We start from the raw sequence: 13,028 nt of genomic DNA, 5'->3' as shown, positions 1-13,028 counted from the left end.
GCGCCGCCCCCCACCGTTGGCGGTCAGCAGGGCTTGAACCCGCCGAGCGTGATGCGCGGCTTGCACTTCTTGGGCTGGTCGCCGTTGCCGGCATTGTTGCCGCGCCCGCCATTGTCGTCGGCCGAGTCCATGCCCGGCATCCCGGCGATCACCGTCGTGTTCGAACGATAACGCACCGACGCGGTCCATTCGGGCTTCCACGGCGTCTTGGGATTGGCCGGCCGCGGCGGATAGGCGAAATTGCGTTCCGGACCGTAGGCGTAGAGCTGCGTCATCATGAACCCGCCGGCGGCGCTCTTTACCTCGGCGGGGATCTGGCAGCTCGTCTGGGTCGGCGGCATTACGACCTTGCGCGTGATGAGATTGGCGACGGTCGCCGGCGGCAGCCAGTCGGTCAGCCCGCCACCGAATTCCTTGGCGCTGGCCGACGTCCACCACACCATTTCGGCGCTGTCGTTGCTCATGTCCTTCGCGCCGAACAGCCAGGCGTAGTAACCGGTCGCGTTCGGGATCGACCCCCAATTCAGCATCTGCGATCCGTCCCCTTGCGCCTGGCTCCGCGCGCTGAGGCCGGCCATGAAATCCTGGTCGAGCGCGAACTTGATCTCCGGGCTGTAATTGCCGGCGATGCGATGCTCGCCGATCAGCGACGATGTGGGCTTCACCGTCGCCTTCGACTTGCCGTTCGGCCAGTCGCCATAGGTCCGCGAATTGGCGAAGGTCGGTCCGCGATCGACCGGCACCGTGACGGAAAACAGCCCCGGCGGGAATTGCCCCTGCGCCAGTTTCGCGAAGTCGATCACGACCGGCTGGCCCGGCCCGGCGTGCGGCCCGCATCCCCAGAACAGCAGCAGCCGGCCCTTGGGCCGCTTGAATTCGGTGGGTTCGGACTCCCGCGATACCTGCGGCGTGACCAGCGGCACCGACGGCCCCATGTTCATGCCGGCGGGCAGGAAATGGTCGGCGCTCGGCGCGCCGTTCGCCGCCAGCGTCGATCCGAGCCGCAGGATCATGGTGCGCGCGATCGAATTGCCGCCCCCGCCACCCATCATCATCTTCATCGGATTGACCCCGCCCGCGCCGAAGCCGGACGTGGTCGAGACATCCATCTGGTAGCGGGCGACGGGTCCGCCGGTCCCGGCCGGGGCGGCATAACCGATTCCCGCCGCCAGCGTCGCAATGCTCGTCGTCCACAACACGAAATGCCGCATGACCCGTCTCCCTCGTTACCGGCCGAAAGACTATCGCGATTTTCCCGCCGCCTATTGGACAGACCCGACGCGCCGGCGCGGGTCAGACCGTCCCCCACCTCCATACCCCGTCGTCACCAGTTTCGCGAACCGCGCGTCCCTCGACCTCCAGCCGGCGAAGGTGCGCGATCGCTTCGCCAGTCGCCATCACGAGCATTTCCTGCCCGATCGCACGGCGGAACAGCCGCCCGAAGCAATCGGTGGCACGGCGCGGCTCGATCGCCAAGAACGCCTCCAATTCGTCGAGCCGTTCGTGATGCTCGCGGTCCATCGCGTCGAGCCGGTTGTGCAGCCCCGTGAACGGGTCGCCATGGCCGGGCAAGGTCAACACGTCGGCGGGCACTTCGCGTTTCAGCTTAGCGATCGAGGCAAACCAGTCACCCAGCGGGTCGGCCTGCGGCTCGGTGATCCCGACCGATACGTTGGGGCTGATCCGCGGCAGCACTTGGTCGCCCGCGATGAATATGCGAGCTTCCTCATCCAGCAGGCAGGCATGTTCCGGGCTGTGTCCGGATCCGACGACGACGCGCCAGCAGCGCCCACCGATTGGAAACGTCTCGCCATCGACCATACGGCGATATGACATCGGCATCGGTCGCACGATCCGCCCGAAATTGGCCCAGCCGGTTTGCGCCGCGATCTCGATCTGCTCGTCGGTCCATCCGGCGGCGTGGCGATAGTCGCTGACTTCCTTCGGCGTTTCCGGCCGCGCATCGGCGATCAGCATCTGCGCAGTCAGCCACTCGCCGCGCGTCATCCACAACGGCGCGCCGTGATGATCGCACATCCACCCGGCCAGCCCGATATGATCGGGGTGTAAGTGCGTGCCGATCATCCGCGTGACGCGCGTGCCCGCCAGCGGCCCTTTGAACACCGCCTTCCACGCATCACGGCTTTCGGTCCGGTTCATTCCGGCATCGACCAGAGCGACGCCGTCGCCGTCATCGATCAGCCAGCAATTGACGTGCTTGAGCGGTCCGGGAACCTTCAGCCGTACCCAGCGCACCCCCGGGGCGACCGTCATCACCTCGCCGTCGGCGGGTTCCGCGCTGCCGAACGGATAGGTCAGGCCCTTGTGGCTGGTCGGAACGAAGCTTTCATCCGCGACGAACGCGGCATCGGTGCGGGCGGTGGCCATGAGTTGCGGGTAGCAACGGATTGGGGGAGGGGAAAGTGGGGAGTCTGAAGGGGCGCTGCCGCGCAACAGCGAGCGCTGGCCGATAGCGAGTCGGCTATCCTTTTTGACTATTCGATATTTCTGGATTATTCGAAATATTGATGTCCAAACGGCTTGACATGCTTCTTCCCGAGGCCGTCGCGGCGCTGTCGGCACTTGCGCACACGAACCGGCTGGCCGTCTTTCGCCTGCTGGTCCGGGCGGGCCACCAAGGTGCGCCGGCTGGGGAAATCGCGCGCGAGATCGGCATGCTGCCCAACACACTCTCCACTCATCTGGCGATCCTAGGGCACGCCGGGTTGGTTAGGTCGCGTCGCGACGGCCGTTCGATCATCTATTCGGCCGATTATGATGGAATGCGCGATCTGCTTGGGTTCCTCGTGGCCGATTGTTGCGCCGGCCGCCCCGAAATATGCGGATCGCTGGTCGAGGCGATGTCGTGCTGCGATCAATGATGCGGCGGCTGTCGGCCGAATTTCTGGGCACGGCGATGCTGCTCGCGATCGTTGTCGGCTCGGGCATTATGGGACAGCGGCTGTCGGGCGGTAACGGCGCCATCGCCTTGCTGGGCAACACGATCGCGACGGGTGCGGGTCTGGTCGTGCTTATTCATATGTTCGGCCCGATTTCGGGCGCACACTTCAATCCCGCCGTCACGCTCGCGGCGTTGTTGCAGCGCCAGGCCGATGCGCGGACGGCGACTTTTTACGTCATTGCGCAGGGGGCGGGCGCGATCATCGGCGTATGGATCGCCCATGCGATGTTCGCCGAACCGATCATCCAGGTTTCGATCAAACTTCGGCCGGGTGTCGCCCAAGGGTTCGCCGAACTTGTCGCCACGTTCGGCCTGATCGCGATAATCCACGCGACGAAGGCGAAACGACCGGACGTCACGCCGGGCGCGGTGGGACTCTACATCACCGCTGCATATTGGTTTACCGCGTCGACATCGTTCGCCAACCCTGCCGTCACGATCGCGCGGAGTTTGTCCGACACCTTCGCCGGTATCGCGCCGGCGTCGGTTCCGCTGTTCATCGCCGGGCAGCTTGCCGGCGTGCTGGTTGCCGTGCCGTTATTCGTCTGGCTCTATCAGGAAGAAGCGCCGCAATGAGCGAATTCCCGATCACCATCTATCATAACCCCGACTGCAGCACGTCGCGCAACACGCTCGCGATGATCGAGGCAGCCGGATACGCGCCGACTGTCGTCGAGTATCGCAAGGTCGGGTGGACACGCCCGCAACTCGATGCCCTGTTCGCCGCCATGGGCGCCACGCCGCGCGCAGCGATGCGCGAGAAGGGCACGCCTGCGGTCGAACTCGGCCTGCTCGATCCGTCGATCGGCGACCACACCATCATCGACGCCATGGTCGCGCACCCGATCCTGGTAAACCGGCCCATCGTCGTTACTCCGTTGGGCGTGAGGCTGTGCCGGCCTTCGGAGACGGTATTGTCCTTGCTGGGACGGGGGCCGGGCGAATTCATCAAGGAAGATGGCGAAGTCGTGCGCAGCTGACCGCCCGCAATACAGGATTTCGCATAAATTTCGCGCGTAGCCGACGGCAAAGCCGTCGGCCGGATCGAGCCGAGAGCGGCTCATCTGCCGGCCAGCTGAGCCGATGCTGCCCACCGAGCCGGGAATGGCCGGCCCTTCGCTCAGCTCTTGAACAGCGTCTCCGCGGTATGCTCGACCGGGCCGGCCTCGCCACCTTCCGCCGCCGCTTCGGCGTCGCGGGCGGCCTGTTCGCGTTCGGCGCGGAGCTGTTCGATCAGCGCCTCGCGGTCGCCCTCCAGGCGCGTATCGACCGGGGCTTCGAGGCCCGCCGCCTTCGCCGCCTTCGCCACTGCCGCGTCGAGCTCGCGCTGCGTCGTGAGACCAAGCGTCACCGGGTCCTTCGGCACGATGTTGGCGATGTTCCAGTGCGTGCGGTCGCGGATCGCAGCGATCGTCGTGCGCGTCGTGCCGATCAGGTTGCTGATCGCGCCGTCGGTGATTTCCGGATGGTTGCGGATGATCCAGGCGATGCCGTCTGGCTTGTCCTGTCGCTTCGACACTGGCGTATAGCGCGGACCCTTGGTGCGGCGGACCTGCTCCGGTCCCTTGAGCATCTGGAGCACGTAGTTCGGGTCGGCCTGACCCTTATCGATCTCTTCCTGCGTCAGTTCGTGCGCGCGCACCGGATCACGCCCGGTCAGCTTCGTCGCCGCGGTATCGTCGGCGATCGCGTTTACCTCCAGGATATGCAGGCCGCAAAACTCGGCGATCTGCTCGAACGAGAGCGAGGTGTTGTCGACCAGCCAGGAAGCGGTCGCGTGCGGCATGAGCGGCTGGGCCACTGAATTTCTCCGTCAGAAATAAATAGGGCCGCCCCTCGCGGAGCGGCCGTGTCGTGGACGCGACTTAATGCTTCTGCGCCGTCAGGGCAAGCATCACGCGGCGGCCGCCTCCGGCAGGGGCACGAGCGCGTTAAGAAACTGGCGCGCGCTGGTCGCCCAGGTGAAGCTCCCCCCGTACGCGGCGCAGGCGGCGGGGTCGCGGGTGAGAGCATCGGCGATCGCGGTGTCCAAGTCGTCGGCCATTGCGCCAACCTGCGGCGTCAGCACATCGACCGGGCCCGTCACTGGATAGCCGGCAACGGGCACGCCGCTCGCCAGCGCCTCGATCATCACCAGCCCGAACGTGTCGGTCTTGCTAGGGAAGACAAACACGTCGGCAGCGGCATAGGCGGCGGCGAGGTCGGTGCCGTATTTGGGGCCGAGGAAGTGCGCTTGCAGGAACCTGGCCTTCAGGCTGGCGAGCGCGGGGCCGTCACCGACCAGCACCTTGCTGCCGGGATGCTTCGCGGTCAGGAACGCCTCGATATTCTTTTCGATCGCGATGCGGCCGACATAAAGCATCACCGGGCCGGGCAGCGCGCGGATCGCCGGGTCCGGTGCCGCGCCGGCGAAGGTCGCTAGGTCCACGCCGCGACCCCAGCGCCGGATCCGCGTCAGGCCGTGCGCGCGCAACGCTGCCTCGATCGACGGCGTCGCTGCAAAGATCGACTGGGCGGGTCCGTGGAACCACTTGATATAGCGCCACACCCATTCGGGGTTCAGGCCCGTGCGCGCCGCGACGTAATCGGGAAATTGCGTGTGATAGGCGGTGGTGAAGGGGAAATCGCGCTGCAGGCACCAGCGGCGCGCGGCGAGGCATACCGGCCCTTCGGTCGCAAGGTGCACCGCCTGGGGACTGAACTCCTCCAGCATCGTGCCGACCGCCCCGGTCGAAGCGAAGGCTAGCCGAATTTCCGGATAGGTCGGACAGGGGATCGAACTGAAAAGGTCCGGCGAGATCACCAGCACCTCATGCCCCATTTTCTCCAGTTCGGCGCGGACCGACTGAAGCGTGCGGACCACACCGTTGACCTGCGGAGCCCAGGCGTCGGTGACGATGGCGATCCGCACGTGCTCTAGGCCGCCAGCATCAGTGACGGGGCGGGCGCTTGTCGCTTTTGGATTTCGTCGGCCCAGTGCAGAATCTCCATGCGGCCGTCGAAATGCTCGACCAGAGCGGTGCAGCCTTCGACCCAGTCGCCATCGTTGTAATAGGCGATCCCGTCGATGTCGCGAAATTCCGCCGTATGGATGTGCCCGCATACCACGCCGTTCGCCCCGCGATGGGCAGCGGCTTGCGCGACCACTTCCTCGTACCGGGAAATGAATTCTACCGCGTTCTTGACCTTGGCCTTGGCGTGCTTCGACAGCGACCAATACGGCAGGCGGAACAGCCGGCGCCAGGCGTTGACGAACCGGTTGAGCCCCATCATTGCCTCGTATGCGACATCGCCGAGATAGGCGAGCCAGCGGTGCGACAGCATGATCGCATCGAACTCGTCGCCGTGCATGACGAGCAGCTTGCGGCCGTCTGCGGTGACGTGGACGTCGTCGCGGCGGATCGCGATGCCGCCGAAATCGAGTCCGCAGAACTGGCGGACCAGCTCGTCGTGATTGCCGGGGATATAGATCACCTCGGCACCGCGCTTGGCGCGCTTCAGCAGGCGCCACACCACGTCGTTGTGCGTGGCGGGCCAGTGCAGCTTCTTCTTCAGCCGCCAGCCGTCGATGATGTCGCCGACCAGGTACATCTTCTCGCTGTCGACATGGTCGAGGAAGTCGATCAGCATTTCGGCGTTGCAGCCGCGCGTGCCGAGATGGACGTCGCTGATCCAGATCGTGCGATATTGCCGCCGCCGGCAGATTACCCGTTCGGGTATCGCGGGTTGTGAGTTGGCGAAATCGCGCGCGAAGTTACGGAGGTCGTTCATCCGCCAGGCCCCTGCATTGCTGACGTTCGGGGCCTATGGCGGCGAATTGTTACAATCGGAATCGGTGCGATTTCACCGACTTGTCATAATCGACACTTTCACGCGTCGATCGTGATGTGCCCGGGCAGCGTGGCGACGCGGGCGATCCACGCCTGGACGTTGGGGTAATGGCGAAGCTCGAACCCGCCATCCTCGCACACATGGGTATAGGCGTAGAGTGCAATGTCGGCGAGGCTGAAGCGGCCGCCGACGAAGAACGGTGCGCGGCCCAGATGCTCGTCCATTAAGGTCAGCGCAGCCTCGCCCGCCTCGCGCTTGGCGGGCAGCATGGCGTGCTGCAGGTCGGTGAAATTCTCCTCGCCGACCCAGCCGTGCCAGAACCGTAGGGTCGCGACATTGGGTTCGTGGTTATACTGTTCCCAGAACATCCAGCGCAGCAAGTCGGCGCGGTCGAAGCGGTCGGCGGGGATCAGGTCGGACCCGTCCGCCAGATACCAGCACGCCGCGTTGCTTTCCGGCAGGTAATCGTCGCCGACCTGGAGCACGGGGATTCGTCCGTTGGCGTTCACGTCGCTCAGGAAATCCGCGGTCCGTGTCTGGCCCTGCATGATGTCATATTCGCGCCGTTCGAGCGCGAGACCGAGATGTGCCGCGGTCAGGCGGATCTTGTAGCAATTTCCCGACCGGGCATATTCGTGCAGGATCAGATTGGCCACGCGCTCCCTCCCTTTTGATGCGCGATCCGTGCCACCGCAGGTGAGCCGCTGCCAACCAAATCCGCCGCGCGATCGATCAACGCCACTTATAGAATGCCCGAGTGCAATCGCTTGATTCGCGCCCGGCGCACTTCCAGCACGACGATCCCGATCAGCGCCAGCAGCGGAATCCAGCCCCACATGTGGTTCCACCAGCGGAAGGTGTAGTCCTCACCGATCGGCGTCTTCAGCTCCTCGCGCAGCTTGGCGATGCCTTCGTCGCCGAGCGGGGCGAAGTACATGTATTGCCCGCCGTCATCGACATAGAGCGTGTAGCCGAAATCCTTTTGCGCGAAGAACGGCATGGCCAGCGCGACATATTCGGTGATCGAATAGCCCAGTTTGGCCGGCACGTCCGTGGGCGGCTTCGGATCCCTCAGCGCCGCCATCTGGCGGTTGAGTTCGGGCACCGTCAGCCGTCGCCCCGTGGGCAGGATCGCGGTGGTGGCGTAGGCATAGCTTGTGTACCGATCGAGGTCCGAGCCGACCGGCAGGTCGGCGACATGGTCGATCCACGGCCGCTTGAGCGGTAATTGCGGCCGGTCGGACAATAACTGCGCCGCCAGGAACGCCACCACCACGATCGCCGCCAGTATCGCCTGCGGCCAACGTCCCGGCGCCGCAACCGCGGCCCCATCATCCACTTCCATGGGTCCCCCTGCTTTGGTGTCAGTCCATCGTCAGCACGATCTTGCCGACATGGCCCCCCGATTCCATCCGTCGATGCGCGTCGGGCGCGTCGGCCAGCGCATAGGTGCGGTCGATCACCGGCTTCAATTTGCCCTCGGCGACCAACGGCCAGACCGTCCGCGCGAGTTCGTCGGCGACCGCGGTCTTGAACGCGACCGAGCGCGGGCGCAGCGTCGATCCGGTCAGCGTCAGGCGGCGGCGCATCACCTCGAACACCGGGATCGTCGCCATCGCGCCGCCCTGTACCGCGATCGAGACGTGGCGGCCGTCATCGGCCAGGCACTGCATGTTGCGCGCGACATAGTCACCGCCGACCATGTCGAGCACCACCGCGACGCCCGCGCCGCCGGTGATCGCCTTCACCTCGGCGACGAAGTCCTGCGTCTTGTAATTGATTGCGTGATCCGCGCCGATTGCCTTCGCCGCCGCGCATTTGTCGTCGGACCCGGCGGTGACGATGACGGTCACGCCGAACAGGTTGCACAAGGCGATCGCCATCGTGCCGATGCCGCTGGTGCCGCCATGGATGAGCACCGTATCCCCTTCGGCCGCGAAGCCGCGCTCGAAGAGGTTGATCCACACGGTGAAGAGGGTTTCGGGCATCGCCGCCGCTTCGGCCGTGCTGAGCGCTTCGGGTACGGGGAGGCATTGGCCGTAAGGGGCGACGGCATATTCCGCATAGGCCCCGCCTGCGATCAGCGCGCAGACCGGTTGGCCGACCAGTTCCGGTTCGACGCCGCCGCCAGTCGCGACAATTGTCCCCGCGACTTCCATCCCCAGGATCGATGGCGCCCCCGGCGGCGGAGGATACATCCCCATCCGCTGCAGCACTTCGGGGCGGTTCACTCCGGCGGCGGCCACCCTGATCAGCACCTCGCCCTCGCCGGGCGTCGGCACCGGCCGCTCGACGACCGTCAGAACCTCGGGACCACCGGGCGCTTCGGGGTCGATCGCCCGCATCATCTTTGGAATCATCGCATCGTTATTGACTTCGCCTCCTCCCCGGTCAACGTTTCGCCACATGGATTCCGACGAGAATCTGCCGCGGCCCGGCGATCCGCTCGCGCTCCTGGTCAAACAGGACCTCGATCCGCTGTCGGTCGCCGAGCTTGAGGCGCGCGTCGCGACGCTGGAGGGCGAGATCGCGCGCGTTAACCGGCACAAACAACGCGCCGTTAACCATCGCGCAATCGCTGACGAGCTATTCAAGCGATGAGCGCGAACCGCATCTTCGCGCCGGCGGATTGCCGACATGACGATGCGGATTTTGGCCAGCGCTTGATGCGAGGCCCCTCCCACCCGACATTAGGGCAAAGGGCCGCGCGTCCATGCGGCCCGTCAGGAGTACAAGTCTAATGCCGAGTTTCGCCTCCGCGCTCGAAAACACGCTCCACAAGGCGCTCGAAGCCGCATCGTCGCGCCGCCACGAATATGCGACGCTGGAGCACTTGCTGCTCGCGCTGATCGACGACGAACATGCGTCGAAGGTCATGTCCGCGTGCGGCGTCGAGCTCGACGACCTGCGCACCACGGTCGCCCACTATCTCGACACCGAACTGGACGCGCTGAAAGTCGAGAAGGCAACCGATCCGTCGCCGACTAGCGGTTTCCAGCGCGTCGTCCAGCGCGCGATCCTGCACGTCCAGTCGTCGGGCCGCGACGAAGTGACCGGGGCGAACGTGCTGGTCGCACTGTTCAGCGAACGCGAGAGCTATGCGGTCTATTTCCTGCAGCAGCAGGACATGAGCCGTTTGGACGCGGTCAGCTTCATCAGCCACGGCGTCGGCAAGGGCGGCGCGCCGACCGAAAGCTCCACGCCCAAGGGCGCGAGCGACGAGGAAAAGCCGAGCAAGTCTGAAAAGGGCAAGTCTGAGTCGGCGCTCAAGCAATTCACCGTCGACCTCAACGAAAAGGCCAGGAACGGCAAGGTCGACCCGTTGATCGGGCGCATGGCCGAGGTCGATCGGACGATCCAGATCCTGTGCCGCCGGTCGAAGAACAACCCGCTCTATGTCGGCGATCCCGGCGTCGGGAAGACCGCGATCGCCGAGGGGCTGGCGCGCAAGATCATCGAGGGCGACGTGCCCGACGTGCTCAAGCCCGCGGTGATCTATTCGCTCGACATGGGCGCGTTGCTTGCGGGCACGCGGTATCGCGGCGATTTCGAGGAGCGGCTGAAAGCGGTCGTCAACGAGCTCGAAAAGCTCCCCGACGCGATCCTGTTCATCGACGAGATCCACACCGTGATCGGCGCTGGCGCGACCAGCGGCGGGGCGATGGACGCGTCGAACCTGCTCAAGCCGGCGCTGTCGGGCGGGACGATCCGCTGCATCGGTTCGACCACCTACAAGGAATTCCGCAACCATTTCGAAAAGGACCGCGCGCTGCTGCGCCGGTTCCAGAAGATCGACGTTAACGAACCGACGATTGAGGATACGATCAAGATCCTCGCGGGTCTGCGCTCGGCGTTCGAGGATCACCATTCGGTCAAGTACACGCCCGACGCGATCAAGGCCGCGGTCGAGCTGTCGTCGCGCTACATCAACGACCGGAAATTGCCCGACAAGGCGATCGACGTGATCGACGAAGTCGGCGCGATGCAGATGTTGGTGCCGCCGTCGAAGCGCAAGAAGACGATCACCACCAGGGAGATCGAGGCGGTGATCGCGACGATGGCGCGCATCCCGCCGAAATCGGTGTCGAAGGACGACACGCTCGCGCTCGCGACGCTCGAAACCGACCTGAAGCGCGTGGTGTTCGGCCAGAACGACGCGATCGAGAAGCTGTCGTCGGCGATCAAGCTGAGCCGCGCGGGCCTGCGCGATCCCGAAAAACCGATCGGCAACTATCTGTTCACCGGCCCCACCGGTGTCGGCAAGACCGAGGTCGCGCGCCAGCTGGCGTCGATCATGGGCATCCCGCTCCAGCGATTCGACATGTCCGAATATATGGAGCGCCACTCGGTCAGCCGGCTGATCGGCGCGCCTCCGGGCTATGTCGGGTTCGACCAGGGCGGTCTGCTCACTGATGCCGTAGACCAGCAGCCGCATTGCGTCCTGCTGCTCGACGAGATCGAGAAGGCGCACCCGGATCTGTTCAACATCCTGTTGCAGGTGATGGATCATGGCCGCCTGACCGACCAGCACGGCAAGACGGTCGATTTCCGCAACGTGATCCTCATCATGACGACCAACGCCGGCGCGTCCGACATGGCGCGCGAGACGCTCGGCTTCGGCAACCTCACGCGCGAGGGCGAGGACGAGCAGGCGGTGCAGAAGATGTTCACGCCGGAATTCCGCAACCGCCTCGATGCGATCGTTCCGTTCGGTTACCTGCCGCCCGAAGTGGTCGCGCGGGTGGTGGACAAGTTCATCCTCCAGCTCGAACTGCAACTGGCGGACCGCAACGTCCACATCCAGCTCGACGACGAATCGAAGGCGTGGCTGACGTCGAAGGGCTATGACAAGCTCTACGGCGCGCGCCCGATGGGCCGCCTGATCCAGGAAAAGATCAAGCAGCCGCTCGCCGAGGAATTGTTGTTCGGCAAGCTCGTCCATGGCGGCGAAGTGACGGTGAAGATGAAGGACGGCGCGCTGACCTTCGCGATCGAACCCGCCGCGCCCAAGAAACCGGGCAAGAAGGGCGGCAAGACGGTCAAGGCCGAAGCCAAGTAAGGCCAATCTGAGTATCGAACGGCGGGCCGGGAAGCGATTCCCGGCCCGTTTTCGTGCGCGTGATCAACCTATTCCGTTCGTGCTGAGCTTGTCGAAGCACCGCACTTCTCGTGTTGTGATCAGAGGGAAGAACGGCCCTTCGACAAGCTCAGGGCGAACGGGGGATGTCGGGGGCCATCTCGCCTTCGCGCCCGCACCTCTTCAGCCTATGCTCCCCCGAAACCACGACTCGGGAGAGAGAGACATGTGCGACGAACACACCGCGGCCGATAACGATCGCTTCCTCGCCAGCGTCCATCCCTCCCGGCGGCAGTTCGGGACGATGGCGGGCATCGCCGGGCTGATGGCGATGATGCCGGTCCCCGCCAACGCCGCCGCGATCAAGGGCCGCGACGTCGCGATCAAGACCCCGGACGGCACATGCGACGCCTATTTCGTCGCCCCAGCAACCGGCAAGGCGCCCGGCGTGCTGATCTGGCCCGACATCATGGGGCTGCGGCCCGCGTTCCGCCAGATGGCCGATCGGCTGGCGCAGTCGGGCTATTCCGTGCTGGTCGTGAACCAGTTCTACCGCTCGACCGCCACGCCGTTCATCAAGCCCGGCGAATCGTTCGACCAGCCCGATGTCCGCGCGCGGATCATGCCTTATACCCAGGCGCTCAGCCCCGACGGCACCGTGCGCGACGCGACCGCCTTCACCGCCTGGCTCGACGCGCAGGGGGAGGTCGACACCAAACGCGGGCTCGCGACCACCGGCTATTGCATGGGCGGCCCAATGGTGTTCCGCACCGCCGCGTCCAACGCCGCGCGGGTCAAGGCCGGCGCGACCTTCCATGGCGGAGGCCTTGTCGGCGACAAGCTCGACAGCCCCAACCAGCTGATCCCCCTGATGAAGGCGAGCTATTTGATCGCGATCGCCGCCAATGACGATGCCAAGGCGCCGGGCGACAAGGACGTGCTCAAGGCTGCTTTCGCCGCCGCCAAGCTGCCCGCCGAAATCGAGGTGTACGAAGGTACGATGCATGGTTGGTGCCCGCCCGACAGCCGCGTGTACAATGCCGCGATGGCCGAGAAAGCGTGGGCCCGGATGCTGGCGCTGTTCAAGACGGCGCTGTGACCTTCAAAGCCCCTCCCCTTTAGGGGAGCGGACGGGGTGGGGGATGCCTCGCAGAGGAC

Annotated in this window: 14 protein-coding genes; 6 read left to right on the top strand and 8 right to left on the bottom strand. The window is 65.3% G+C overall.

Annotation, left to right across the window (positions count from 1 at the left end; genetic code table 11):
- Positions 1-23 precede the first annotated feature (23 nt).
- The gene (locus J0J06_RS08890) at positions 24-1,211 is read right to left on the bottom strand and encodes a hypothetical protein (RefSeq protein ID WP_294041164.1); all 1,188 of its coding nucleotides are present in this window, start codon (positions 1,209-1,211) and stop codon (positions 24-26) included.
- Between the two features lie 82 nt (positions 1,212-1,293).
- Complete coding sequence (locus tag J0J06_RS08885) at positions 1,294-2,388, bottom strand: MBL fold metallo-hydrolase (RefSeq protein WP_294041163.1); 1,095 nt, start codon at positions 2,386-2,388, stop codon at positions 1,294-1,296.
- Between the two features lie 158 nt (positions 2,389-2,546).
- Between J0J06_RS08885 and J0J06_RS08880 the strand changes: the two genes are divergently transcribed.
- From J0J06_RS08880 to arsC, 3 genes are read left to right on the top strand one after another with little or no spacing between them, the layout of a single operon-like run.
- Positions 2,547-2,882, top strand: a complete 336-nt coding sequence (locus tag J0J06_RS08880; RefSeq protein WP_294041161.1) for a metalloregulator ArsR/SmtB family transcription factor — start codon at positions 2,547-2,549, stop codon at positions 2,880-2,882.
- On the top strand, positions 2,867-3,538 hold the full coding sequence (locus J0J06_RS08875; protein ID WP_366931205.1) for an MIP/aquaporin family protein: 672 nt from the start codon (positions 2,867-2,869) through the stop codon (positions 3,536-3,538). The genes J0J06_RS08880 and J0J06_RS08875 overlap by 16 nt, the downstream gene beginning before the upstream one ends.
- Positions 3,535-3,942, top strand: a complete 408-nt coding sequence (arsC, locus tag J0J06_RS08870; RefSeq protein WP_294041159.1) for an arsenate reductase (glutaredoxin) — start codon at positions 3,535-3,537, stop codon at positions 3,940-3,942. Before J0J06_RS08875 ends, arsC begins: the two co-directional genes overlap by 4 nt.
- A 140-nt stretch (positions 3,943-4,082) precedes the next feature.
- Here arsC and J0J06_RS08865 read toward each other — a convergent pair whose 3' ends face one another.
- The 6 genes from J0J06_RS08865 to J0J06_RS08840 form a co-directional block, all read right to left on the bottom strand.
- Positions 4,083-4,763, bottom strand: coding sequence for a DUF1013 domain-containing protein (locus J0J06_RS08865; RefSeq protein WP_294041157.1), 681 nt, complete (start codon positions 4,761-4,763; stop codon positions 4,083-4,085).
- A gap of 93 nt (positions 4,764-4,856) precedes the next feature.
- Positions 4,857-5,873, bottom strand: coding sequence for a glycosyltransferase family 1 protein (locus J0J06_RS08860; protein WP_294041156.1), 1,017 nt, complete (start codon positions 5,871-5,873; stop codon positions 4,857-4,859).
- 5 nt (positions 5,874-5,878) lie between these two features.
- Complete coding sequence (locus J0J06_RS08855) at positions 5,879-6,733, bottom strand: UDP-2,3-diacylglucosamine diphosphatase (protein ID WP_294041154.1); 855 nt, start codon at positions 6,731-6,733, stop codon at positions 5,879-5,881.
- Positions 6,734-6,831: 98 nt separating this feature from the next.
- Complete coding sequence (locus tag J0J06_RS08850) at positions 6,832-7,449, bottom strand: glutathione S-transferase family protein (RefSeq protein WP_294041152.1); 618 nt, start codon at positions 7,447-7,449, stop codon at positions 6,832-6,834.
- An 86-nt stretch (positions 7,450-7,535) separates the two neighbouring features.
- Positions 7,536-8,138: a hypothetical protein gene (locus J0J06_RS08845; RefSeq protein WP_294041150.1), complete on the bottom strand. Its 603-nt coding sequence runs from the start codon at positions 8,136-8,138 to the stop codon at positions 7,536-7,538.
- A 19-nt stretch (positions 8,139-8,157) separates the two neighbouring features.
- Positions 8,158-9,153 carry an NAD(P)H-quinone oxidoreductase gene (locus J0J06_RS08840; protein WP_294041148.1) on the bottom strand — a complete coding sequence of 332 codons (996 nt, stop codon included), beginning with the start codon at positions 9,151-9,153 and terminating at the stop codon, positions 8,158-8,160.
- Positions 9,154-9,199: 46 nt separating this feature from the next.
- Here J0J06_RS08840 and J0J06_RS08835 point away from each other — a divergent pair, with 46 nt between their 5' ends.
- The 3 genes from J0J06_RS08835 (at position 9,200) to J0J06_RS08825 (ending at position 12,969) form a co-directional block, all read left to right on the top strand.
- Positions 9,200-9,394 (top strand): DUF1192 domain-containing protein, encoded by a 195-nt coding sequence (locus J0J06_RS08835; RefSeq protein WP_294041146.1) that lies wholly within the window; start codon positions 9,200-9,202, stop codon positions 9,392-9,394.
- 139 nt (positions 9,395-9,533) lie between these two features.
- Positions 9,534-11,852, top strand: a complete 2,319-nt coding sequence (gene clpA, locus J0J06_RS08830) for an ATP-dependent Clp protease ATP-binding subunit ClpA (RefSeq protein ID WP_294041144.1) — start codon at positions 9,534-9,536, stop codon at positions 11,850-11,852.
- A gap of 244 nt (positions 11,853-12,096) precedes the next feature.
- Positions 12,097-12,969 (top strand): dienelactone hydrolase family protein, encoded by an 873-nt coding sequence (locus J0J06_RS08825; protein WP_294041143.1) that lies wholly within the window; start codon positions 12,097-12,099, stop codon positions 12,967-12,969.
- Positions 12,970-13,028 lie beyond the last annotated feature (59 nt).

The sequence above is a fragment of the Sphingomonas sp. genome, assembly GCF_017304615.1.
Lineage (GTDB): Bacteria > Pseudomonadota > Alphaproteobacteria > Sphingomonadales > Sphingomonadaceae > Sphingomonas.
Note: the sequence above shows the minus strand (reverse complement) of the source record. Positions and strands in the feature narration are given on the sequence as shown.